A 24,181-nucleotide genomic window follows, 5' to 3' on the forward strand; every position below is an offset into this window, starting at 1 on the left:
CGCACACAGCCCCACCGGGTGCGTCACGCAAACCCGTGGGCGCATTGCACGCGGTTGCGCCCCGACTGCTTGGCCCGGTACAGTTCTGCGTCTGCGATGCGGATCAAAGCATCAGGGCCATCACCAAGTGCGGTGGGCACCAAGGATGCCACGCCCAAGCTGATGGTCACCACACCCGGCGAAGCGCAGGCGTGGGGTATTGCCAAGCCCTCAATGCCACTGCGCAATCGTTCGGCCAAGGCACAAACCTCGGTGGCTCCTCGGCCCATGATGATGACGGCAAACTCCTCGCCCCCGTACCGGGCCACCAGTTCTTCGGGTAGCTCGACGTATTGAGCCAAGACCTGCCCCACCTGCCGCAGGCACTGGTCGCCTGCCACATGCCCGTAATGGTCGTTGTACTGTTTGAAATGGTCTACATCCAGCATGATGAGGGCGATAGGCTGGCCGCTGCTGCTGGCATGCGCCCATGCGTTAGCTAAGACCTGATCGAAGCGACGACGGTTAGCCAAGCCGGTCAGGCTATCGGTGGTGCCCAATACCTGCAACTGGGCATTGGCCCGTTCCAACTCAGCGGTGCGCTCACGCACGGCGCGCTCTAGTTTTTCTTCGGAGTGGCGCAAAACCTCTAGCATTTGCTGCTGGGCTTGCAGCGCCTGTTGCTGCGATTGCTCACGGCTGCGGCGCTCGGCGTGGATGATGTCAGCCAGTGCCAAAGACAGCAGCAGCATCTCAAAAGCCGAGGCAATCTGCAAGGCATAAGAGGTGAGCACATTGCTGGGCAGCCAGCCAAAAGCACGCAACCCCGCCACTACCACCCCAAACCACAACACCCCCCAAGCGAGTAAGAAAAAGCGGATATGGTGCGCACCAGTGCGCTGCACCCGCCAACCCGCCACAGCAATGGCCGCACCCATGCCCAAGGCATTGAACAGCATCCATTGGTTGAGCCATAGGATGGGTACCGCCCAATACAGCGAGGCTCCAAAACCACAAGCCAGCAGCAAGAACGCCACAGCATGGCCCTGCAACCACCGATCTAAATGGGGCGCACGCTGGCCGGTTTGCAAAAACAAGCGTGTGAAATGTGCGCCAAACAACGCCGCTAGGCAAAAAATACTGCTCTGCGAAATGGCATCAAAGGCAGGCGCTTCTGTCCAGAGGTACAAACGGCCATAGCCATTGCCCGCCAGCATCCCCAAGCCCAGAAATGCGGCGTAGAGGCTATAAAACAAGAACCGCTTATCACCCAAAGAACAATACAACAAGAAGTTGTACAGCAGTAGCGATAACAAAGCGCCGTAATAAAGAAACTGCCAAATTAACTCGCCCTGCTCGTGGCGCAAAAATCCTTTGATGTTCCACAACACCAGTGGCAAAGTCAGGGAATAGCTAGAAGTAGCACGGAGATAAAAAACCTGCTCAGTGGTGTCTAGCTCCACGGGAAACACAAAATGCCGGTGAAACACCGGGCGGCTGGACAAAGGCAAATCGTTGCCAGTGCTCAGTACCTCTCCTTGGGGTGGGTACCATTGCAGCGTGTTGATCTGGCCATAGGGCACCTCTAGCAGCCAGCGCGATGCTGCTTCTGGTTGACGCTGCAACCGAATGCGCAACCAATAAGCCGATGCCGTAAAGCCAAAATTGAGATCACCATCTGCATTGCTGACCGGGGTAAATCGCCCGGCTTGCGCCAATTGGCGCACTGCCTCGATGGTGAGCTGTCCAGTGCGGTCTTCCAGCGCCTCAATGTCCGATACCAGCGGTGTTTTACCAGCATAAGCCCGAATCTCTACCGCCAGCGCCCATTTTTGACAGCAACCCAGCAAGAGCAGGATCAGCAGCAGGCAGCGCCGGGTCACTAGCGTCGTCCGTCGTCTTACAGCGTACCGTAGCTGTGCAGCCCCGACAGGAACATGTTCACGCCCAAAAATGCAAAGGTGGTCACGGCCAAGCCCACCAGCGCCCACCAAGCCGACACGGTGCCACGCAAGCCCTTCATGAGGCGCATGTGCAGCCAAGCGGCATAGTTAAGCCAAACAATCAATGCCCAAGTTTCTTTGGGGTCCCAACTCCAGTAGCCGCCCCAAGCCTCAGCCGCCCACAGGGCACCCAGCACGGTGGCGATGGTAAAAAAGGCAAAGCCCACAGCAATGGCCTTGTACATCACATCATCAAGCAATTCGAGCGCTGGCAGCTTGGCAGCAATGCGTTCACGGCCAAACAAAATAGCTGCCACGATCAGCGCTGAAATTCCAAAATACACCGTCCAGTAACTGCTGCCATTTTGGCCTGCTGTGGGGCGAAACACCACCGGCTCAAAGCACAACACCACCCCCAGCAGCCACAGTGGGGCCAGCTTGTACCAGCGCGTTTCACCAGCAGATTGTTTAATCAGGTAGGCAAAGGCCACCATCGCTGACAGGGCAAAGGTGCCATAGCCAATAAAGTTGGCCGGTACATGCAGCTTCATCCACCAGCTTTTGAGGGCGGGCACCAAGGGTTGGATTTGGTGGGCCTCACGCACCACGGCATACCAAAGCAAAAAGCCCACGGCGGCACTGACCACCAGCATGACAAAAGCGCCCAAGGCCCGCGTGCGGTACTGCTCTTCGTAATAGAGATAAAAAGTGGCCGTCATCCAGCAAAACATTACGAACACTTCGTAGAGGTTGCTGACCGGAATGTGCCCGACATCGGCCCCGACCAAATAGCTCTCATACCAGCGCACCAAGGTGCCAATCAGCGCCATTGCCACCGCTACCCAGACCAAGCGCGAGCCAATCAAGGACATAGTGCCGCCTTCGCCCTTGGCAAACATGCCAAGCCAGTAAAACAGCGTGCTCATAAAGAACAACATGCTCATCCACAGGATGGCCGACTGGCTGGACAAAAAGTATTTGAGCCAAAACACGGTATCGGCCCGCGCCAAATTACCTGCATCACCGTCTTGGTACAGGCTGATGGCCAGCAGCGCGCAGCCCGCCGCCACCAGCATCAGCACCCGCAGGGGCCGCCAAAACCAGCCCAGCCAAATGGTGGCAGGGATGGTGCCCAACAAAATGCCTTTTTCGTAGCCATCCATGTAGGCGGCATAGCGTTGCAAAGCAAACAGGCCGCCGCACAGCACCAAGGCGGCAAAAATCCAATCTAAAGCGTTGCGGCGCGAGGCAAAGCTCGCATTCAGGGTAACGGTGGTGTTGGTGGCTGTCGCAGTATTCATTGCGTGGCTCCTGCGGGGGGTACCCCAATGAGTTTTTCTGTCAGTTGGGCAAATTCGCGGTCGGTGTCCATCGTCTTGCGGTTGCTGGACAGCGCCATCGTGGCGTGGCTGCCGCCTTCACGCGGGGCCAACCAGACCCAGATGCGGCGTTCACGCACATAGAGCATGGCAAACACCCCCAAAATCAGCAGGGCGCAGCCTAAATAAACGATATTTTTGCCCGGTGCCCGTGCCACTTGGAACACGCTGGCCTGCACCTGCTTAAAGTCTTTGAGTTGGAACAGCAGGGGCGCAGGGTAAATCTGCACATCGCTCAAAGCCAGTACCGACTGTGTCATAAAGCCTTGGGTTTGATCGTTGGCTGGCAAAGGAGGCAACTTGGCGCGCTCCTGTGCCAACTGGGCCAGTTCAAACAGGCTGCCGTTCAAAATACGGATCAGCACCTCACCGGCTTTGCTGCGCTCGGCTTCGGGCACATTGGTCTCAATAAATTGCGACAGCGCGGGCAAGCCTCCCACCGGCTCGCCCGGCTTGCCGGTACTCTCGGCCCCGGCAAACAGGCCCAGCGCCCGTGCCGCCGACTGGCGCAACTGCTCCACCACATCAGCGCGCGAGGCATCTACCGCTTGGACGGCGTAGCGGCGCACCGCTTGCTCGCGCAGAGCGGGATCATTGAGGGCAGCACGCAAGCGGATAAAACCATCCATGCTGCCTTGCTCATCGGCAGGCAAGCGCAGGTAGCGCAAGGGGGCGGAGGGGGTTTCACGCACCCCCAGCAGAAACATGGGCGTGCCCCCGGCTTCCATCTGCACAGGCAGCATGTAGTTGTGGAACTCACGCGCCTGCCCCGAAGCGTCACGCAACTTGTAGCCAATGCTGGGGCCGACATTGCGCAACACTTTTTGCGTCACTGTCTTGTTGGCAGCCCCTAGGCGGGCATCAATGGATTCGCGCAAATCTACCTTGCGCACATCCGCGCCAGATTTGAGACCATCGTCACCAAAGTTCTCGATGTTGAAAACGCGCAGCGAAGTGAACTCCAGCGTTAACCGCTCACCACCGCTGGTTTTGACCAATTGTGAGCTGCCACCAATCGTACCCTGCACCTCAAACGAGGGCGCTCCTAGCGTGAGCGGCAGGGCCTGCAAGGTTACGGCAGAGCCGCCATCCTCAAAGCCAGATTGATAAATCTCAATACCCTTGTAGCTGGCCGGGTGGTTCACCTCCACCCGCGCCGGGGTTTGTGCACCGGTAGCCTTGTCGTGGATGATGATTTCACTGGCAAACAGCTTAGGCATGCCAGTGGAATAGTGCTCAATGATGAACTTTTTCAGTTCAATGGCAAAAGGCAACTCTTGCAGCAAGATGCCATCAGATTGGCTCAGGATGGCGGTGTCAGACTGCGTGCCCTCGGCCACCAACAAATTGCCCCGAAAAGTGGGGTTACGCTCAGTCAGGCGGTGCTGCTGCGGCACCGCCGCAATCAAGCCACCGCCGGTATAGGGCTGTTTGCCCCCCCACCACATCTGCGCCCGCACCACCAAATCACCATCGAGCAGGCCACCAATACACACCAGCACGATGGCACTGTGCGCAGCAATATAGCCAAACTTGTTGGCTGCCCCCGCTTTAGCGGCCACCATCCAGCCGGTGCCGGGGCCAGCAGCGGTGTCGCGCTGCTGCAATTTGACCTTCCAGCCTCCCCCCACCAGCATCTGACCAATGCGTTGTGCCTCGCTGGCGCTATCGCCGCTCAATGTAGCCTGCGCCTTGTGGTGAAAAGCAGCCAGATTTTTCTCGCGGATGTTTTCTTTGTAGGTTTTGAGATCAGCCAAAATTTTGGGCGTACTGCGCGCAATACACAGCGAGGTACTCAACACCAAAAACGCCAAAATCAGCAAAAACCACCAAGCGCTGTACACCGCATTGAGCTTGATAGCCAAAAACAACTCAGCCCAAAAGGGCCCAAACTGGTTGACGTAATTTCCTACAGGCTCATGCTGCTTGAGCACGGTGCCAATCACCGAGGCGATGCAAATGACCGTTAACAGGGCAATGGCAAAGCGCATGGAGGCCAGCAGCTCCATACTGGTGCGCAAGGCTTGTGCGCCAGCACGGGAGCGAACGCCGGGGGAAGAATCAGACATGGGCGGAATTATGCGGGGCAAAAGTAAAACGGGCGGGCCATCTGGAGGATGGGCCCGCCCGTCTTGGGGTCTGTGGGTGGCGCTTGGTTCCGTATCAGGCGCAGCTAAAGTGCCACGATTGCACGGCCCCAGCTTTGGGACTTAGCGCAGGCCAGCAATGTAGTCGGACACAGCCTTGATTTCGCGGTCGTTGAGCTTGGCAGCAACGCCTGTCATTTGGATGCTGTTGTTGCGCACGCCGTCGCGGAACTGCACCAGCTGGGCGGCGGTGTAATCAGCATGTTGCCCAGCCAAGCGGGGGTATACAGAGGGGATACCAGCACCGTTGGGGCTGTGGCAGCCAGCACAAGCAGCAATGTTGCGCTCGGCAATACCGCCACGGTAGATGCGTTCACCCAGCGTGACCATCGCCTTATCTTTAGCAAAGCCAGCGGCTGCGGGCTTGGTGGCTACCCAAGCGGCAATGTTGCGCATATCGTCGTCGGTCAGGGCTGCCGCCATGCCAGACATAATGGCATTGGCGCGCTTGCCTGACTTGAATTCTTGCAACTGTTTAACCAAGTATTCGGGGTGCTGCTGTGCCAGCTTGGGGTTAGCGGCAATGGTGGAGTTGCCATCGGCAGCGTGGCAGGCAGCGCAGACAGCAGCAAAGCTGGCCTCGCCTTTGGCCAGATCAGGCTTGGCCGGGCCGGCAGAAAAAGCCGAAAACGCAGTAGCTGCCAGCGCGGCAGCCGTGAGCAAGGAGGCGAGCAACTTCATAATATCGAGGGTCTTGTTGGTGGTGGCGCAAAACCAGCCGATTCTACAATGCCGCTCTTACCGCCGGATTTGATTTAATGACCCCCTCTGTTTCTGCGCCAGTTGTTGGCACCCCTTCGCCTGCACCCGATGGCCGTACCGCCTTGGGCTGGATGCACACAGCACGCTTTTTGACCACTGCTGCGCAACTCAACCAGTTGCCAGAGGTGGATGTACCAGAAATCGCTTTTGTGGGCCGCTCCAACGCCGGTAAATCTACCTGCATCAACACCCTAACGCAGCAAAAGCAACTGGCTTTTGCCTCCAAAAAGCCAGGCCGCACCCAGCATATCAACCTGTTTAGCCTAGGCCGCCAAGGCATCACCGATGCCGTGCTGGCCGACTTGCCCGGCTATGGCTACGCTGCCGTGTCGCGCTCAGACAAAATGCGCTGGCAGCAAGTGATGGTCAACTACTTGATTGAGCGCCCCAGCCTGACCGGCATTGTGCTGCTGTGCGACCCACGTTTGGGTTTAACGGAACTGGACGAAGCCCTGCTAGAAGTGGTGCGTCCACGCGTGCAAGACGGGCTGAAGTTTTTGGTGATCCTGACCAAGGCCGACAAGCTCACCCGCGCCGAGCAGGCCAAGGCGCTGTCGATTGCGCGCTTGCAAACCGGCGGCGGCGAGGTGCAGATGTTCTCGGCGCTGAAAAAACAGGGGGTCGAAGAAGCAGCGCTGCGCCTGTGGCACTGGGCGCACCCAGCAGCCAAAGATGCAGCAGCCCCCAGCACCAATGCGCCAAGCGAGCTGCCCGAAGACGAACCGCCCGCACTGGACTAAAGCGCTCACTTCTGCCGTGGCACCCGCCCCATCAGATAAAACTCAGGGTTGGGCTGCATTCCGGCAAAGCTGGCCATACGGTTGCTCAGGCCAAAAAAGGCCGTGATGGCGGCAATGTCCCAGATGTCTTCGTCGTCCAAGCCGTGGGCGTGCAAAGCGGCAAAATCGGCGTCTTCAATGTCTTGCGAGCGCTGGCAGACCTTCATGGCAAAGTCCAAAATAGCCCGCTGGCGCGGCGTGATGTCGGCTTTGCGGTAGTTCACAGCCACTTGGTCAGCCAGCAGCGGCTGCTTTTCGTAAATACGCAAAATAGCGCCGTGGGCCACCACACAGTACAGGCATTGGTTCACGGCACTGGTGGCCGTCACAATCATTTCGCGCTCGCCTTTGCTCAGGCTGCCGTCCTCTTTCAGCATCAGGGCATCATGGTAGGCAAAAAAGGCGCGCCATTCTGCGGGGCGACGGGCCAGTGCCAAGAATACATTGGGCACGAAGCCTGCTTTTTCTTGTACCTCTAAGACTTTGGCGCGGATGTCGTCAGGCAAGGTATTCAGGTCAGGAAAAGGGTAGCGTGGTGGCATGGGTTTGTCTCCGATGTTGTGGTGTAAGCCACGATGTTAGCCAAGCCCCGGCATGGTTTAGCCCGCCACCAGCTTATGGACTAAATCGGCAGCGGTGGATGCGCCGTATTTGCGCATCAGCCGGGCGCGGTAAATTTCTACCGTGCGGTGGCTGATGCCCAAGGCTTTGCCGATTTCTTTCGAGGTCAGGCCCTCTAGCAAGCGGGCGGCCACTTCGCGCTCACGACCTGTCAGGTCGGCCTTGACCGGGCGCTGTGCGCTCATGTCCTCAAAGCTCCAAATGCCCGATTCGTGTGGTGCCTGCCGGTTTACCGCCCGGCCCGACACATGGCACCAAAACATCTCACCACTCAAGCGGCGCATGATGCGGCTATCGGAGTAATAGCCCTTGGCATTGAGGATGGGCACCAGCCGCTCACCAATACGCTCGTACTCATCGGCGCTGGGGTAGAGCAGCCGGAACGACTGCCCCATCAGCACCTCACGCGAGGCACCAAACATCTCGCAAAAGTGGCGATTGCAATCGACCATGATGCGGTGGCGCGACAGCACCAGACCCACTGGAGCCATATCAAAGGCAAGACGGTAATCAACATCCATAAGGGGTAGCAAGGCAGGGGAAGTCTTTAGGGGATACTACGTAATAGATTACGTAGTATCTTCCAGCATCTATCTCAAGGAGACTGTTGTGAACAAAGTGTTTCCCTCCGCCGCTGCCGCCCTCGAAGGCGTGGTGGCCGATGGCCAACTGATTGCCGTGGGTGGTTTTGGCCTGTGTGGTATTCCAGAAGCGTTGATTGATGCGCTGCGCGATTCAGGCGTCAAAGACCTGACTGTGATTTCTAACAATGCGGGTGTCGATGGCTTTGGCTTGGGCAAACTGCTAGAAACGCGCCAGATCAAAAAGATGATCTCCTCCTATGTGGGTGAGAACAAAGAGTTTGAACGCCAATACTTGGCGGGCGAGCTGGAGCTGGAATTTACCCCCCAAGGCACGCTGGCCGAAAAGCTGCGCGCCGGTGGTGCCGGTATCCCCGCCTTCTTTACCAAAACCGGCGTGGGCACGCTGGTGGCCGAAGGCAAAGAGCTGCGTGAGTTTGACGGTGAGACCTACGTCATGGAGCGCTCCTTGCTGCCCGAAGTGGCCCTAATTAAGGCCGACGTGGCCGATATGTCGGGCAACCTGCGCTTTAACCTCACAGCGCGCAACTTCAACCCGGCAGCAGCCACGGCAGGCAAGATTTGCATTGTGGAGGTAGAACGCATTGTGGCCACCGGCGAGATCGCCCCCGACGATGTGCATCTGCCCGGCATTTACGTGCATCGCATTGTTCACAACCCGACGCCCGAAAAGCGCATCGAAAAGCGCACCCTGCGCGACCGCAAAGTTTGAGGAGACACCACTATGGCCTGGACCCAAGACCAAATGGCTGCGCGTGCTGCGCAGGAACTGCAAGACGGCTTTTACGTCAATCTGGGCATCGGCATCCCGACGCTGGTGGCCAACCATGTGCCCGACCACATTGAGGTTTGGCTGCAAAGCGAAAACGGCATGCTGGGCATTGGCCCCTTCCCCTACGATGATGAGGTTGATGCCGACCTGATTAACGCGGGCAAGCAGACCGTGACCACCATCAAAGGCTCGTCCATTTTTGGCTCGGATCAATCGTTTGCCATGATTCGCGGCGGTAAAATTAATCTGTCTATCTTGGGGGCTATGCAAGTGACCGACCAAGGCGATTTGGCCAACTGGATGATTCCGGGCAAAATGGTCAAGGGCATGGGCGGAGCAATGGACTTGGTGGCTGGCGTCAAGCGGGTTATCGTGCTCATGGAGCACGTCGCGAAAAAGAAAGACGGCACCGAAGATATGAAGATATTGCCCCAATGCACTCTGCCACTCACTGGCAAGGGCGTGGTCAACCGTATCATTACCGACCTGGCCGTGATGGACGTAACACCCCAAGGCCTGAAGGTGGTGGAACTGGCCCCCGATGTGACTTTTGAAGCCTTGCAGGCCAAAACCGGCGTGCCACTTTTACAGTGACCCTGGTATTCATCGCCTGAAGTTGCCGAGGCCCGTATTTAGCGGGCCTTTTTGTTGTGCGAGGGGGCTGCGGTTTAATACGCAGCGTTCCTTTTTTTCTTGCCCTGCATGAGCGATTTCTCCGCGATGGCCGATATGAGTCCATCGGCCCTTCCCACCCAGTTGCCGCAAAGCACGCATTACCTGCGCGCTGTGACGGACTTGGCACATCGCCGCACCGTAGTGGCGCACGAGGCCATTTATGCAGAAAGCGGCATCAAGCTGGTAGAAAAAGGGATGCGCATTGATGGCCGCATCTATGACCGACTGGTGCAACACACCCTACGCGAGCCAGTCGATAGCCATTTGGTGGCCGAAGATGCAGTCGATCACACGGTATTGACTGCCGTGGCCCGCGAGCTGATACCCAACCATGCACTGCTGAAATTGCTAGTGCAGGACATGGGGGCCCAGTTTGACCAATTTTGGCCTACGCTGGCGCAAATACCGCTACCGGGGCCGATCATGTTCAAGCTCACGCTGATGCGCGACGAATGCCCCCAGTTGTTTACACACAGTGTGCAAATGGCCTTAGTGGCTTGGTTTCTGGGGGTGCGCAATGGGCTAGATGATGCAGACAATGTGGCGCTAGTAGCCGCCGCCTTGTTGCACGATGTGGGCGTGCTGCACCTAGACCCGGCTTGGCGTGACCGCCAACAGCAGATCGTTGGCGCACAGCGCAAACACTTGGTGGCACATCCAATCATTGGCATGCTGATGGTGCGAAGCACCGAGGCTTATCCGGCGGCAGTAGCCACTGCGGTGTTGGAGCACCACGAGCGTATGGATGGCAGCGGCTATCCACGCGCCATTGCAGCAGCAGAGATTTCACCCATGGGGCAAATTTTGCTGCTGGCCGAGGTGGTAACTGCGTTTTTCGATAAATATACCCATGACTCACCGGGGCTGCATCTGGCGACGGTGCTACGTCTCAACCACCGCAAGTTTCCCCCAGATTTGTGTCGCCATATGATCGCCTTGGTGCGCCAGGCCTTGCCTCCAGAGGGAGCGCTGGCCCTGCTAGGGGCTAAAGCATCGCATTATGTGCAGGCTATTTCGGTAGCGTTTGCACGCTGGGAGCAGTTGAGCAATGCGCTAGAGATCGTACCGGGCAGCGCGCTTGCTTTTATCCAAGAACGTTTGCAAGGCTTAAGCAAAAACCTGAGCGAGGCAGGTATCCACCCAGAATGCGCATCCCAGCTACTGGAGCTGGTTGAAGATGATGCACAGGCCAAAGCAGAATTGTCTTTTTTGGGGAGAGAAGCACTGTGGCAGTTGCAAACCATTGTGCATTGCTGTTTGCGCCGCTGGCCCGAAGTCACCCAGCGCCAGCAACCGGCTGATCGCTTTTTGGCCGATTGGTGCGATTGGCTACTGGCGCAACAGCAGCACCGACGGAAGGAGCGATGATTGCCATGAGTCCAGCCTCTAGCCCGATGGTTGCGCCCGTGTTACCCCTGCGCAAAGGTGTCAGCCCCAGTTGTATCGTATTGCCCGGCGTTGGGGCAGGCACGATGCTCGATTTTTTGGCGGCCCGCTTGTCCACCATTGGGCGCAGCCAATGGCAGCAGCGTATGCAGGCAGGCGACGTAGTGGATGCGCGCGGCGTGGTGGTAACGCCCCAGCGCCCGTTTGAACCCCATGTGCGGCTCTACTATTACCGCGATGTTGCAAACGAGCCAGAAATTCCTTTTGCCGAGCAGGTGCTGTACCAAGATGAACATTTGCTCGTGGCCGACAAGCCCCATTTTCTGCCGGTCATGCCCGCCGGGCGCTATCTGCAACAAACCTTGTTGGTACGCCTCAAGCAGCGCTTGGGCCTGCCAGAGCTGTCGCCGCTGCACCGCATTGACCGTGACACGGCAGGCTTGGTGCTGTTTTCGGTGCAGCGGTCTACACGCGGGCTGTACCAAGGTTTGTTCCGTGATCGTGCCATGCACAAAGAATATGAAGCCGTGGCACCGTGGCGGCCTGAGCTGGAGTTTCCGCGTGAGCACCACAGCCGACTGCAAGAGAATGGGCAATTCTTTCTGATGCACGAGGTGCCCGGCCCCGCCAACAGCCACACCCAGATGGAACTGCTGGAGCAAGCTGGTGCTTGGGCGCGCTACCGCCTGTGCCCCATTACGGGCAAACGCCACCAGTTGCGCGTCCATATGGCTGCCTTGGGGCTACCTTTGCGTTACGACCCGTTTTACCCTGAAGTCAACGATCCGCCAGAGGGCGATTTTTCGCAGCCCTTGCAATTGCTGGCGCGGGCACTGACCTTTACCGACCCAGTAACAGGCCAGCGACAACACTTTACGAGTCAACGCCAGCTCCTGCCTTTGGCTTGAATGCCCCGTGCAAGCACGATTTGGTAACTGCACGTTACACTGAAAAACTTAGCTTTTTTGCTTTCTTTTTTCCGATTTTTCCCTTTGTTCGCCCTTCTTGACCGCTATTTGGCGCCTGCCGTGCGCCCCCTTGCACACAAAGCACGCGCCCTGATGTTACGACCACTGGCTGGGTGGGCGGTCTTGCTGTTGGCGCTGTTGGTGTATTGGGCACAACTGTACCAATCGCACCAAGCCCAGTTGCAGCAGGTGCAGACGCAAGCCCGGCAGGGGGCTGCCCAAACCGTTCATGCATTAGCCTTGCAAACCGAGGCCATGATCCGCAAGATTGACTATGTGGCGGTGCATCTGGGCGAGCACTGGATGACGCAAAAACGCCAGGATTTTCTGGAAGGGTTGCGCGTGACGCAACAAACCTTTAGCGCGGACACCTTGGCCGAAGTCAGCGTGGCTGACGCGCAAGGCCACATGGTGTTTTCTAGCCTATTGTCGGATGAATCACCCCAAAGTGCGGATGGTGAACCCATCTCCATTGCCAAACAAGAGTATTTCACGGCCCATCTAGAAAATGTTGATGAGCCGCCGCACCTTTTTATCAGCCACCCCATGCTGGGCTGGGCATCACAGCAGTGGATCGTGCAGTTCTCCCGGCCTTTGTACGATGCACAGAGCCAGTTTGCGGGCATAGTGGTGGTGTCGATTTCAGCACGGCATTTGTCGCGGGCTTTGCAAGAGGTTTTTCCTGACCCAGTGGATATAGCCCTGCTCTTGCGGGCCGATGGCGCATACATCGCACGTTCTCAAGGCATGGAACGGGTGCTGGGCCGGTCGGTGCCAAGCACACGCCAGTTTTTAACCGATCCCTCGGCCATGCACGGCATTTACGAAGCAGCGGCCAACCCCGATGGTATCGAGCGCTACTATGCTTGGCACCGGGCCGTAAGCTACCCCGTGGTAGTCAGCTTGGGCATTGGCAAGGAGCGGGCACTGGCCTCGGTGCAGCAGGCCTTGCACTACAGTTATTTGCAAAATATCGTCGGCACCACTTTACTGCTGTTGGGGGCCGCATGGATCACCCGCCTGTGGTTGCAACGCAGTCAACAGGCACAGATGCTGGCTATCACCAGCGAGCGCTTAGGATTGGCGTTGCGCGGTGCTAATCTGGGCACTTGGGACTGGAACTGGCAAACCAAAGAAAACCACTTTAACGAACTGTGGGCGGCCAAACTGGGCTACGAGCGAGCCGCCTTGGCCCCACATTTTTCGACTTGGCAAGAGCGCGTCCACCCCGATGACTGGCCCGCCGTGAACGCCGCCTGCAATGCCCACCGGCAGGGGCACAGTGCGTACTACGAGGCCGAATACCGTATGCGCCACCGCGATGGTCATTGGGTCTGGGTGCTAGACCGGGGACAGGTGGTAGAACGTGCTAGTGATGGCAGTGCCTTGCGCATGGCGGGCACGGTGCTTGACGTTAGTGACCGCAAAATGGCCCAGGCGGCAGCGCAAGACTGGCGTGAGCGCCTGAGCAAGTTAATCCACCAAGTGCCAGGCGCGGTATACCAGTACCTACAACGGGCCGACGGCACAGCCTGCTTTCCGTACGCCAGCCCCGGCATCGAAAGTATTTATGGGGTGACGCCAGAAGAAGCAGCGCGCTCGGCAAACAAGGTCTTTGCACACATCCACCCCACAGATCGCCCCCGCGTGGTCGAGTCTATTCGGGCATCGGCCGAGCAACTGATAACTTGGCGCTGTGAACACCGGGTGCTACTGCCCAATGGCGCACTGCGCTGGGTGCTAGGGCAGGCTAACCCTGAGCGCAGCCCAGAGGGCGATACCCTCTGGCATGGCTATGTTCATGACATTACGGCAGAACATGCGGCTGCCGAAACCTTGCGCCTCAATGCCGAATACTGGCGCTTGGCTTTACAGGCCGTGCGCGATGGCCTGTGGTCTTGGGACATGGCCTGTGGCACCGTAGAGTGGGATGATCGCATCGGTGAAATGCTGGGTGAAGAAAACTTGCCCGCCACTTTAAGGTACCAAGACTGGATGGATCGACTCCACCCCAGCGACCATGAACGCATCCAAACAGAATGGAACCAGCAAATCCAGCAGCACCCAGAGCAAGTCATTATTGCCGAGTACCGCATGCGCACAGCGCAAGGGCAATGGCTGTGGGTAGAGGTGCGTGGCCGTATTGTGGCTTGGGGCGATGATGGTTTGCCCGCGCGCATGGTGGGCACCTGCACCGACATTAGCTCGCGGGTGATGCAGGGACAACTGCGCCGGGTGCTAATCGACCAAAGCCGGGCAGCGATCATGCTGGTCGATCAGCAGCGCCACATTCTTTATGCCAATGCGCGTCTGCTAGAAATTTTTGCCACACCGGGCGAAGACATCACCCAGCGCCCCATGTCGAGTCTGCACATCGACCAAGCACATTTTGAAGGAATGCGGGCCTATTACGAAGAGCTAAGCGATTGTGGCAAGGTGCGCTTTGAGTACCCGATGCGCGATGTGCAAGGCAACCTGCGCTGGTTTGACATGCACGCCGTGCTGCGCGACCCGGACGAACCCGATAGCGATGTAGTTTGGACGCTAGTGGATATCACAGAAAAGCACCAATCTGCTGCTGCACTGGTGATGGAGCGTCTGCGCCTGACCACCCTGCTAGAGCGTTTTCCGGGGGCTGTGCTGATGGAAGATGCGCAAGAGGTGGTGACGATGGCGAACCAAAATCTGTGCGATTGGCTAGAACTGCCGGGCACGCCAGACAGTTTGCAGGGTCTGAGCCATGAAGCTCTGTGCAAGCAGCTTGGGCCAGTGCGCACTGCTTGGCTGTCGGTACCGAGCAGCCACAGCGACGGAGAAAAACGCCGCAACATCGAAGTCCCCTCCTCTGGTGGCCGCACCTTAGAGATTAATTGGGTGCCCATCGTGCGCAATGGCGAGCAGTTAGGACGATTCTGGCTGTTCCAAGACATCTCTGAGCGCAAACAACGCGAAGTAGCACTGACTACGCTGGCGGCCACTGACGCTCTGACCAGTCTGCCCAATCGGCGCAGTTTTATGACCAGTTTGGAGGATGCCTTGCTCGAAAGCTGCCGCCATCCTGCCCGCAGCGATGTGCTGCTGATGCTGGACATCGACCACTTCAAGCGCGTCAATGACAACTACGGCCACCCGGTAGGCGACGTGGTGCTCCAGCATGTAGCCCAGCTGATTCGGCACAACTTGCGCCAAAACGACACAGCAGGGCGCTTGGGTGGCGAAGAGTTTGCCATTTTGTTGCAAAACATTGAGCAGTCCGATGCGATGGCCTTAGCCAACCGGCTGCGCCAATCGGTGGCGCAGACACCGGCCATAACCGCCGCAGGCAAAATCACGGTCACGGTGAGCATAGGCTTGGCCGTGCTGCTATGCGCTGAGGATGCTGTGCGCAACATCAGCCACGCCGACGAGGCCCTTTACGCGGCCAAAAATAGTGGGCGTAACCGCATCTGCATCTGGGAGCCTTAAACAGTTTTAGCGCCACCCCGACAGCAGTGCGGGCAACAGCAGTGCGGTGATAGCACCGTTGAGCCCCATCGCCAAGGCGGCAAAGGCCCCAGCCTGCTCGCTGATTTGAAAGGCACGGGCCGTGCCTATGCCATGCGCGGCCACACCCAAAGCAAAGCCTTGGATGGCATCCTCTTGTACGCGCAGCAACCGAAACAGTGTGGGGGCCAGCACGGCACCCACAATGCCGGTCACGATCACCAGCACCGCTGTGAGTGAGGCGATGCCACCAATGCGCTCGGCCACACCCATAGCTATCGGGGTGGTGACGGATTTGGGCGCTAAAGACAATTGCGTGGGCAAACTGGCCCCCAACAGCCAAGCGGTGCCCACCGCAGAGACCACCGCCGTCAGGCTGCCTATGGTCAGCCCCAGCAGCACCGGCCAGCGCATGGCCCGCACCCGGCCCAATTGGGCATAAAGCGGAATGGCCAGCGCCACCGTGGCAGGCCCCAGCAGAAAATGGACAAATTGGGCACCGGCAAAATAGCTGGTGTACGGCGTATCCGTCAGTAGTAACAGCGTCACCAGCAAAGCCACGGCCAGCAGCACCGGGTTAGTCAGCGGGTGCAAGCGGCAGCGCCAATGCACTGCCAGCGCCAGCAAATAAGCCAACAGGGTGATGGTCAGGCCCAGCAGCGGCGAGGTGGCGAGATACACCCAAATATCGTGGATAGGCGCAGGCAAAGTCATGGCCGCTCCTCTGCGCTGGAAGTGGTGGGGCTGCTGCGGCCTCGGCAGGCGCGCATCACCAGCACCGTCACCGCCAGTGCCAGCACGGTGCTGAACACCAGTGCCACCACCAACGCCAACCATTCGTCGGCAATGCGGTGGCCATGCACCATGATGCCCACGCCAGCGGGCACAAACAGCAGTGAGAGGTGGCCCAGCAAGCCCTGACTGGTGTTGCGCAGGTTATCGCTGGGGCCACCGCGCCAAATCAGCACCAGCAAGAGCAGCAACATCCCCAGCACCGGCCCCGGCACAGGCAGCTGCAAACCGCGCACCATCACCTCTCCGGCCAGTTGAAACACCAGTAGCCAAGCAAACCCTGACACCATCATGCACCCCCGTCAATACAAGCCAAAGCTGCAATGTAGCGGCTTAGGCAGCAGTGCATCAGGGTTGGGGTGCCCTAGGCCAAAGAATACGCACGCGCAAACCACCCCACTGGGGGCTGCGGCTCAGTTGTACCTGTAAGCCGTGCAGCCGGGCAATGCGCTGCACAATCGACCAGCCTAGGCCACTGCCACTTTGGCCGGTGCCCAGCACCCGGAAAAAGCGCTCGCCCAACCGGGCCATCTCGGCCTCGGTCATGCCTGGGCCGCTGTCTTCTACACACAACTGCATGGGCTCTTGTGCATTGGCCGGGGTGATGCGTATCTGCACTTGGGCACCGTCAGGGCTGTAGCGCAGGGCGTTGTCTAGCAGGTTGCGCAGCAACACAGCGGCCAGCGGTTCAGCCAGCGGTGCCAGCACGGGCAGGGCGGCATCAAGCAGCACCGTTTGCTGGCGCTGCTGGGCGTGGCCTTGTAGATCAGAGACTACATGCCGCGCCACTTCGGTCAAATGACAGGGTGCGATGGCAGAAGTGGCCGATTCGGCATCGAGCCGCGCCAATTGCAGCAGCTGCTCGACCAGCCGGGTAGCACGGTCACAACCCTGCACGGTGGCAGCCAGCGCTTGGGCGCGTTCCGCCTCTTGCGTGGCACCCTGAGCCACTTGGGCCTGCATACGGATACCAGCAATCGGAGTGCGCAGCTCGTGGGCGGCATTGGCGGTAAATTGCTGCTCGGCGGCCAGCAAATCGCTGGTGCGCGTAAACAGCCCGTTGAGCGCTGCGACCAAAGGCAGTACCTCAGGGGGCACGCCAGCAGTGGGCAGTGGCTCTAGGGATTGCGGCTGGCGGGCCGCCACATCTTGGCCCAATTGGCGCAAGGGACGCACCGAGCCATGCACTGTCCACCAAATACCCAACACCAACAGGGGCAACACCAGCACCGTAGGCCAGACCATGCTGTACAGGCTCACCATCACAACATCGTTGCGTGTCGATTGCAATTCTCCTACCTGCAACAGCAGGTCGGCATCGTGACTAGGTGTGACAAAGACGTGCCATGACTCACCATCGGCTTGGCTGTCTGCAAACCCCCGTGTCTTGCGCTCGGTCAGGGGTTCGCGGGGGGCATTGGCAGAATGTGCCAGCAACTTGCCTTTGTGCCACACCTGGAACACCACACGCTGCTGGTATTTGTGCAAATCAGGGGCTAAGTTCAGGTCTTCGTCTTCTAACTCGTCCAGTGGCTGCATCAATAGCAGGGCTGCGGTTTGTACCAAGTGGGCATCGAGCAGTTCACTGACTTCGTGGCGGGCGTCATACCAAGTCATGGCAGCAGCCAGCCCCCAAGCCGCAGCCACCAGCGCCAGCACCGTGGATAGCAGGCGTCTTTGCAGGGAGCGCGGTGCGGATGGTGCCGCCGCGTGCTGAGTGCTCATGCCAAATCGCGGGCAATGCAGTAACCCACGCCGCGCACCGTTTCGATCAGGGCAGCCCCCAGTTTGCGGCGCAGGTGGTAAATATGCACTTCTACCGCATTGCTGTTGATCTCGTTGCCCCACTGGTACAAGCGCTGCTCTAACTGCTCACGGCTGAGCACGCGCCCAGCATTGAGCAGCAGGGCGTGTAGCAGATCGTATTCGCGCTGCGACAGTTCGACCAACGCCCCGGCACGCCAAACTCGGTGTGCTGCCGGGTCTAACTCTACCCCTCCGGCGCACAACCGGGTCACGCTCTGGCCGTGGGCACGGCGTACCAAGGCGCGCAAGCGCGCCGCCAGTTCATGCAAATCAACCGGCTTGACAAGGTAGTCGTCAGCCCCAGCATCCAAGCCAGCAATGCGAGCGCTGACGGCATCGCGGGCCGTGAGGATCAACACCGGCGTGGCCGTGCGGCGGGCGCGCAGCTGCTGTAACACCTCCATGCCATCTTGCCGGGGCAGGCCCAAATCGAGCACACAGGCTTGATAAGCCCCAGTCCCCAATTCGCGCTCGGCGGCAACGCCATCGCGCACCCAATCGACCTGAAAGCCGTTTTGGGTTAACCCAGCACGGATGCCTGAGCCTAGCAGCTCATCGTCTTCAGCCAGCAAAATTCGCATGGGGGTCGTTCTTTCGCTCAGTCGTCGTGGTCATGGTGCTTAGAGGCACGATTTTCTCCCGACAGCACTGTGGCTACCGTGGCGCTTGGCTGGGGTGCAGCTTGCCATTGCCAGCCCCAAAAGGCCAGTACGGCAGCCAAAATGAGCAAGGCCAGCAGGCCGTGGTTTCTCTTTGCCACATCTGGCCCGCGCCCCGGTACCCGTCCTGTAATCATAGGCAATGCCTGATTTTTGCGTTGCAACACGCTCACTAGTGCAATCAGACCAATATGCAGCAGCACCACCCATAGCATAGCGTTGCCTACCCACTCATGCACTTCTTCTAGCCACTCACCGCCCCATTCATCCCACACAGCATAGCCGCTCAAGCTCAACGGCAGCACCAGCGCCAGCATGAGTACCATCGCCAGCCCCATGAGCAGGTTACGCCCTGGGCGCACCAAATCCTGTAAAGCCGCCACAGACTGCACGCCTGCCAACGAGCGCAACCATGCTGGCAGCCCGCGTACGCGGCCCCACAGACCGGCCAGCCGCACCGAGCGCGGCCCCACCAGCCCCCACACCAAGCGGGCCAGCACAATGCCCGCCAGCGTATAACCCAGCGTGACGTGTGCCAAGCGCCAGCGCTCGCTTTCAGCCGTCAGGTAGGCACCGGTAAAGGACAGCGCCATCATCCAATGCAACATGCGTGTGGTGGCATCCACCACGCGGCGTGTAGGCACAGGGGCCGTGGCGGCGGCAGAAGGTGCATGGAGGGTATGCGAGGTCATGGCTGGCTCCTTATTTCGGGATGCGGACGTTGTCGTCCTCAAAATCGCCTCGGTCGGCGCGGGTGTGGCAGGCCATGCAGTTGGCCCGGCTACCCACGGCGGCGCGCTTCCAGACGACGGGAGCTACCTCGCGGTGCTTGCGCTCAAACCAAGCCGATTGCGTGAGGCGATCTTGTGGTGGCTCTTCGCGCACACGCTTGTAGGTGCCCGCGTTGCTTTGCAGCCAAGTGCTGATTTGGCGCACGGTAGCGGCGTCCAGCGCAGCATCCGTGCCGTAATGCCGGTCTAGCCCTTGCATGACACGCGCCCAAGAGGCTGCTGGCAACAAGCCGGGCGGATAGGCCATGTGGCAGGCTACGCATTCTTGCTGGTAGGCGGGCAACATGGCGCTGGCAGCCATCATAGGGCGGTCAGCAAAGCTGGGCAGCGCAACACAGCAGCCCAGCAGCAGCCCGAATGGGCGCAGCGTGCGGCCAACAGCCAGAAAATGAGAAAAAACAGACATGGCGCGCCTTTCTGATGGCTTATTTAAGCTGTACCAGCCAAGCGAGCACGTCGGCTTTTTCGGCGGCGGTGCATTCGCGGCTCAAAACATCTTTGCAGTTGCGCCGAAACCATTTATCGGCCTTGGCGGTATCGGTAAAGCGCTCAGGGTTGAAGGCTGGAGCCAGCGGGGCAATGGTTTTGCCCGTGCTGGCATGGCGTGCGGGCGTGGTGGGCGGGTTGCCGTGGCAAGAGGCACAAGACCACTCACCACCTTGGCGGCTGGTAAAAAACATGCGGCCACGCTCGGCATTGGGCGCGGCACCGGCCTCAGCCGTCCAGCGCTGCAATTGCGCTGACGCACTGGTGTCACCAGCATGGGCAGCCAAGGGCACACTGCAAGTCAGCGCCAGCAGCGCTGCCCACAACCAACGGGGGGAATAAAAATTACGCATACCCAGATGGTGCGCGGCAGGGCTGAAGGTAGTCTTAACACAGGCCCAAGCGGGCGTAGTATCAGCCCTTGGGCACGGGCAGCAGTTGCACCATCGCAGCAATGAGCTGATCGCTAGAGACCGGTTTGTGCAGCAGCAGCGCAGCAGTAGATTGGGCATCACGCAGCCGCTGTGGTGAGGTGTCGCCCGTCATGATGATGGCCGATACTGGCTGGCCCCAATGCGCGCGCAGTTGCTCTAGCACCTCTTTGCCGGTTTCACCTTCGCGCAAACGGTAGTCGGTAATGATGAGGTCAGGCGGGCGGTGCTGTGCAGCCGGGCTATCGAGTACAGCACGGGCAGAAGGGGCCGTGGTACACACACAGCCCCAGCTTTGCAACAGCGATTGCATGCCTAGGCAAACGGCCTCATCGTCATCAATGGCCAGCACACGCAACCCAGCCAGCCGCCGGGTTTGGTCGCCGTTGTCGGCGTGCTCGTCCATCAGCAGGGGGCCATTCCAAGCATCGAGCCAGAGCCGAAACATCGACCCTTGGCCCACACGAGAGAACACCTCCACCTGCGTGCCCATCTCAGCCACCAAGCGCTTAACGATAGCCAACCCCAAGCCCAGCCCTTTGCGTCGGTCACGCTCAGGGTTGCCAAGCTGGTGAAACTCACGAAAAATTTCTGTGATGTGCTCATTGGGGATACCCATCCCGGTGTCCCATACCTCTAGGGCCAACCGCATCCGGCGCTGGCGGCAGGCAATGAGCACCCCACCGCGTTGGGTATAGCGCAAAGCGTTAGAAATCAAATTGCGCATCACTAAATCGACCAAAGCCCGGTCGGCCAGCGCGGCAGCAGAGGTCTCGCGGGTGCGGTACACCAGCGCTGCCGCATCGGCCTGTACGCCAAACTCCTGCTCTAAGCCCGACAGCAACGCTTGCACCGAAAACGGTGCCCGGTGTGCCTTGACGACGCCCGCCTCTAGACGCGAGTAATCGAGCAGCGTGGTCAGCATCTCGGCGGCGGCGCGGGAGGCAGTGCTGGCATGGCCCAGCACCAGTGCTTGGCGTTCATTGAGCGGGCTGCGGCGCAGGGTTTCCAGAAATAAGCCCATCGCGTGCAACGGCTGGCGCAAGTCGTGGCTGGCCGCAGCCAAAAAGCGCGATTTGTCTTGGTTGGCCTGTTCGGCAGCTTCTTGGGCTTGCAGCGCACGCTGCGTTTGGGCGCGCAGTTGCCCCACTAAACGCTCGTTTTCAAACTTAATCTCGATGCTGTTCAGGGCGGCTTTGGACAGATTGCGAGCGTGCAAGCAGGTCAGGCCGTAATACACCGCCACCATCGCCATCGCAGGCAAAGTGACAGCGCCTTCGGTGAGCAGCAAGGCCACCAAGGCCCCACTGACCGCACAGCTAAGATAAACCACATAGGCGCGGTACATGGGTGCGCCCAGCCCCAAGGCGCCCGAAGAGACGGTACTCAAAATGCCCACGTAATAAATCACGGCATCGGTAGTGTCATGACTGAACCGCCAAATAATCAGCCCCAAACTGCCCCAAAGGAGCCCCATCGCGGCCATGCACTGCATCAGCCGCCAGGCATCTTGGCGCGGTGTTTTGTGTGCACGCGGCAAGGGGCACAAGCCTACATAAACGCACGTTACGACCAGCAAATGCACCGCAAACCACCACAGAACGGCGTACAGCGGTATCACCAGCCCCATCACCCAAACGGTGCCCAAAGACGTCAGCAGCGAAGCAGTCAACGTCATGGGAAAGCTGTGCCGCAGCAGCCTCACCTGCTCTGCGAGCATTTCATCGCGGTCTTGACCAATCACCAGGTTACGCCAGCGCGTCCATAGCGGCTGAGGCGCTGGCGAGGAGGGGGGCTCTTCAGTAGCCGCTGTCATGCGCAGGCATACTTACTAGCCCCAAGCGCTGCGCTTGCAGCAGCGCGGTGCTGCGGCTATTAACGCCCAATTGGCTAAAAATGGCCGCCACATGTACGCGCACCGTGTTTTCGCTCAGGCCCAGATCGCGGGCAATCACCTTGTTGGGTTTACCACTACACAACAACCGCAACACATCCAATTGCCGCGCCGTCAGGGTGGGGGTTGCGGTGCTCAAACATGCCGGGGTTGGGGCAGGGCAGTTTTCCGGCGGAAAACACGGTTGTCCAGCCAAGGCCAAGGTGATGGCATGCAAGATGTCTTCAGCACTGGCCGATTTGGGCAAAAAACCATCGGCCCCGCGCAGCCGCGCCTGGCGCACCGCATCAGGGGCCATGCTGGCCGACACCAACACGATGCGCGCTGCTGGGTAACTTTGGCGCAACAGGTGCAGTCCATCTAAGCCACTCATGCCGGGCAATTGAATATCGAGCAGCACCAACTCTAAGGTAGGCAGCCCCAAGCCACAGGCTTGGGAAATAGAACCCGCCTCAGCAATAGCGCCCACGCTGGGGTGATCTTGCACGATCAGGCGCAGGCCGGTACGAAAGAGGGTGTGGTCATCGACAAGCAACAGGGTGGCGGGCATGGGGGCAGAGTATTGCGCATAAAAACACTCCTGCATCTAGTCCTTTTGTGTGATGGACGAGCACCGGGACTGTTTTTAGACTGCAGCTTGTTGATTGAATTTTGCTATCACTGTCTTAGACATGATGGCCTCCTTCTGAAGGATACTGCCATGAGCCCTGCTATCGACATCCGCACTTTTCGCACCCGCGCCGCCACGGCACAACAACCCAGTGCCTTAGGTGGCAACAGTGTGCAAGATATTGTGGATATGGACTGCACTGAAACCCCAGTGCTGGCTGGCGTGGTGATTGAGCGCCTCGACGCACAAATCGGGGTCTGGCAGTATTCGCTGGATGACGGCCAAACTTGGCAGGCGGTGCGCACTGATTTGCTGCACCGCGACGGCCCTATGGGCTTGGCGCTGGCCCTAGATGCCCGTTTGCGGGTTTTGCCCTTTGGCGGCCAGCGTGGCACCGTGCGGCTAGTGTTCCACCCCGTGCCATTTGTCGGGGGCGGCAATGGCATCTACCGGCCTTACCCACCCACTGATGAGCGCCCTGAGGCCCCCACCGTGACGCTGGTGTTGGGGCTGGCGGCCATCAATGGTGCCCCCCAATCGGTGTACGTGCCCCGGTTGCGCAACAAGCGGGCGCTGGCAGCGGCCCGTGCTGCTGGATAAAAGGCGCGGCAGTTTTATTCTAGTGTGCCCATTTGCGATTGCAGGTAGTTTTGCAGACCGACTTTGTCGATGAGTTCGAGCTGAGTTTCCAGAAAGTCGATGTGCTCTTCGGTGTCATCCAAGATTTTTTGCAGCAGGTCACGCGAGACGTAGTCGCGCACGCCCTCACAGTAAGCAATGCCCTCTTTGACTGTAGCCTGTGCGCCTTGTTCTAGGCGCAAATCGCAGGCCAAGATTTCTGGCACTGTCTCGCCCACTTGCAGCTTGCCCAAGTCTTGCAGATTGGGCAGACCATCGAGCATAAAAATGCGGTCCATCAGCCAATCGGCGTGCTTCATCTCGCCAATCGACTCAGAGTGTTCTTTCTTGGCCAGCTTGTCAAAACCCCAGTGCTTGAGCATGCGGTAATGCAAAAAGTACTGGTTAATGGCAGTCAGCTCGTTTTTGAGCTGGGCTTGCAAATGGCCGATGGCTTGGGTGTCACCCTTCATAGTGCGCTCCTAATGGTTAATGGTGATAGATAAGCTTGTATTGTGCAGCGTACGCATAAAACGTGCAGCATAGTAAAAAGGTATCGAATCCATCAAAGCAATCGATTGGATGGGCCTGATGCTTT

23 protein-coding genes are annotated in these 24,181 nt (G+C 58.9%); 7 read left to right on the forward strand and 16 right to left on the reverse strand.

Annotated elements, in window-relative coordinates:
* Positions 1-23: 23 nt before the first annotated feature.
* From BMX55_RS06480 to BMX55_RS06495, 4 genes are all read right to left on the reverse strand, one after another.
* Positions 24-1,862 carry a sensor domain-containing diguanylate cyclase gene (locus BMX55_RS06480; RefSeq protein WP_177172833.1) on the reverse strand — a complete coding sequence of 613 codons (1,839 nt, stop codon included), beginning with the start codon at positions 1,860-1,862 and terminating at the stop codon, positions 24-26.
* A 17-nt stretch (positions 1,863-1,879) separates the two neighbouring features.
* The gene (gene ccsB, locus BMX55_RS06485) at positions 1,880-3,223 is read right to left on the reverse strand and encodes a c-type cytochrome biogenesis protein CcsB (protein WP_091454552.1); all 1,344 of its coding nucleotides are present in this window, start codon (positions 3,221-3,223) and stop codon (positions 1,880-1,882) included.
* Positions 3,220-5,370: a cytochrome c biogenesis protein ResB gene (locus tag BMX55_RS06490; RefSeq protein WP_091454554.1), complete on the reverse strand. Its 2,151-nt coding sequence runs from the start codon at positions 5,368-5,370 to the stop codon at positions 3,220-3,222. The genes ccsB and BMX55_RS06490 overlap by 4 nt, the downstream gene beginning before the upstream one ends.
* Before the next feature lie 141 nt (positions 5,371-5,511).
* Positions 5,512-6,129 carry a c-type cytochrome gene (locus BMX55_RS06495; RefSeq protein WP_091454557.1) on the reverse strand — a complete coding sequence of 206 codons (618 nt, stop codon included), beginning with the start codon at positions 6,127-6,129 and terminating at the stop codon, positions 5,512-5,514.
* Between the two features lie 77 nt (positions 6,130-6,206).
* Between BMX55_RS06495 and yihA the strand changes: the two genes are divergently transcribed.
* Positions 6,207-6,950: a ribosome biogenesis GTP-binding protein YihA/YsxC gene (yihA, locus tag BMX55_RS06500; protein WP_091454559.1), complete on the forward strand. Its 744-nt coding sequence runs from the start codon at positions 6,207-6,209 to the stop codon at positions 6,948-6,950.
* 5 nt (positions 6,951-6,955) lie between these two features.
* Here the strand turns inward: yihA and BMX55_RS06505 are convergent, their stop codons facing one another.
* Both BMX55_RS06505 and BMX55_RS06510 read right to left on the reverse strand, forming a co-directional pair.
* Positions 6,956-7,531 (reverse strand): peroxidase-related enzyme, encoded by a 576-nt coding sequence (locus BMX55_RS06505; RefSeq protein WP_091454561.1) that lies wholly within the window; start codon positions 7,529-7,531, stop codon positions 6,956-6,958.
* Between the two features lie 57 nt (positions 7,532-7,588).
* Positions 7,589-8,131, reverse strand: coding sequence for a PAS and helix-turn-helix domain-containing protein (locus BMX55_RS06510; RefSeq protein WP_091454564.1), 543 nt, complete (start codon positions 8,129-8,131; stop codon positions 7,589-7,591).
* An 88-nt stretch (positions 8,132-8,219) separates the two neighbouring features.
* Here BMX55_RS06510 and BMX55_RS06515 point away from each other — a divergent pair, with 88 nt between their 5' ends.
* The 5 genes from BMX55_RS06515 (at position 8,220) to BMX55_RS06535 (ending at position 15,478) form a co-directional block, all read left to right on the forward strand.
* On the forward strand, positions 8,220-8,924 hold the full coding sequence (locus BMX55_RS06515) for a CoA transferase subunit A (RefSeq protein ID WP_091454567.1): 705 nt from the start codon (positions 8,220-8,222) through the stop codon (positions 8,922-8,924).
* 12 nt (positions 8,925-8,936) lie between these two features.
* Positions 8,937-9,578 (forward strand): CoA transferase subunit B, encoded by a 642-nt coding sequence (locus BMX55_RS06520; protein ID WP_091454571.1) that lies wholly within the window; start codon positions 8,937-8,939, stop codon positions 9,576-9,578.
* 108 nt (positions 9,579-9,686) lie between these two features.
* A complete protein-coding gene (locus BMX55_RS06525; RefSeq protein WP_245751301.1) occupies positions 9,687-11,027 on the forward strand; it encodes an HD-GYP domain-containing protein in 1,341 nt (446 codons plus the stop codon).
* 5 nt (positions 11,028-11,032) lie between these two features.
* Complete coding sequence (locus BMX55_RS06530; protein WP_245751303.1) at positions 11,033-11,953, forward strand: pseudouridine synthase; 921 nt, start codon at positions 11,033-11,035, stop codon at positions 11,951-11,953.
* A 153-nt stretch (positions 11,954-12,106) separates the two neighbouring features.
* Positions 12,107-15,478, forward strand: a complete 3,372-nt coding sequence (locus tag BMX55_RS06535; RefSeq protein WP_143059584.1) for a PAS domain-containing protein — start codon at positions 12,107-12,109, stop codon at positions 15,476-15,478.
* A 6-nt stretch (positions 15,479-15,484) separates the two neighbouring features.
* Here BMX55_RS06535 and BMX55_RS06540 read toward each other — a convergent pair whose 3' ends face one another.
* The 9 genes from BMX55_RS06540 to BMX55_RS06580 all read right to left on the reverse strand — a co-directional run bounded on the left by BMX55_RS06540 (position 15,485) and on the right by BMX55_RS06580 (position 22,905).
* Entirely contained in the window at positions 15,485-16,210 is a 726-nt protein-coding gene (locus BMX55_RS06540) for an LrgB family protein (RefSeq protein ID WP_091454578.1), read from the reverse strand.
* Positions 16,207-16,578: a CidA/LrgA family protein gene (locus tag BMX55_RS06545; protein WP_091454944.1), complete on the reverse strand. Its 372-nt coding sequence runs from the start codon at positions 16,576-16,578 to the stop codon at positions 16,207-16,209. Before BMX55_RS06545 ends, BMX55_RS06540 begins: the two co-directional genes overlap by 4 nt.
* A gap of 58 nt (positions 16,579-16,636) precedes the next feature.
* Positions 16,637-18,013 (reverse strand): ATP-binding protein, encoded by a 1,377-nt coding sequence (locus tag BMX55_RS06550; protein ID WP_091454581.1) that lies wholly within the window; start codon positions 18,011-18,013, stop codon positions 16,637-16,639.
* The gene (locus BMX55_RS06555) at positions 18,010-18,675 is read right to left on the reverse strand and encodes a response regulator (protein WP_091454583.1); all 666 of its coding nucleotides are present in this window, start codon (positions 18,673-18,675) and stop codon (positions 18,010-18,012) included. Before BMX55_RS06555 ends, BMX55_RS06550 begins: the two co-directional genes overlap by 4 nt.
* 17 nt (positions 18,676-18,692) lie before the next feature.
* Complete coding sequence (locus tag BMX55_RS06560; protein ID WP_091454586.1) at positions 18,693-19,445, reverse strand: cytochrome b/b6 domain-containing protein; 753 nt, start codon at positions 19,443-19,445, stop codon at positions 18,693-18,695.
* A gap of 10 nt (positions 19,446-19,455) precedes the next feature.
* Positions 19,456-19,950 (reverse strand): diheme cytochrome c, encoded by a 495-nt coding sequence (locus tag BMX55_RS06565; RefSeq protein ID WP_177172834.1) that lies wholly within the window; start codon positions 19,948-19,950, stop codon positions 19,456-19,458.
* 19 nt (positions 19,951-19,969) lie between these two features.
* Positions 19,970-20,383 (reverse strand): DUF1924 domain-containing protein, encoded by a 414-nt coding sequence (locus BMX55_RS06570; protein WP_091454589.1) that lies wholly within the window; start codon positions 20,381-20,383, stop codon positions 19,970-19,972.
* Between the two features lie 61 nt (positions 20,384-20,444).
* Complete coding sequence (locus BMX55_RS06575; protein WP_245751304.1) at positions 20,445-22,139, reverse strand: hybrid sensor histidine kinase/response regulator; 1,695 nt, start codon at positions 22,137-22,139, stop codon at positions 20,445-20,447.
* A 121-nt stretch (positions 22,140-22,260) separates the two neighbouring features.
* Entirely contained in the window at positions 22,261-22,905 is a 645-nt protein-coding gene (locus BMX55_RS06580; RefSeq protein ID WP_091454593.1) for a response regulator, read from the reverse strand.
* Positions 22,906-23,055: 150 nt separating this feature from the next.
* Here BMX55_RS06580 and BMX55_RS06585 point away from each other — a divergent pair, with 150 nt between their 5' ends.
* Positions 23,056-23,565, forward strand: coding sequence for a hypothetical protein (locus BMX55_RS06585; RefSeq protein ID WP_091454597.1), 510 nt, complete (start codon positions 23,056-23,058; stop codon positions 23,563-23,565).
* A gap of 14 nt (positions 23,566-23,579) precedes the next feature.
* Here BMX55_RS06585 and bfr read toward each other — a convergent pair whose 3' ends face one another.
* A complete protein-coding gene (gene bfr / locus BMX55_RS06590) occupies positions 23,580-24,056 on the reverse strand; it encodes a bacterioferritin (RefSeq protein ID WP_091454601.1) in 477 nt (158 codons plus the stop codon).
* Between the last annotated feature and the right edge of the window lie 125 nt (positions 24,057-24,181).

Origin of the sequence: Giesbergeria anulus (assembly GCF_900111115.1) — a bacterium.
In the GTDB taxonomy this organism is placed as follows: domain Bacteria; phylum Pseudomonadota; class Gammaproteobacteria; order Burkholderiales; family Burkholderiaceae_C; genus Simplicispira; species Simplicispira anulus.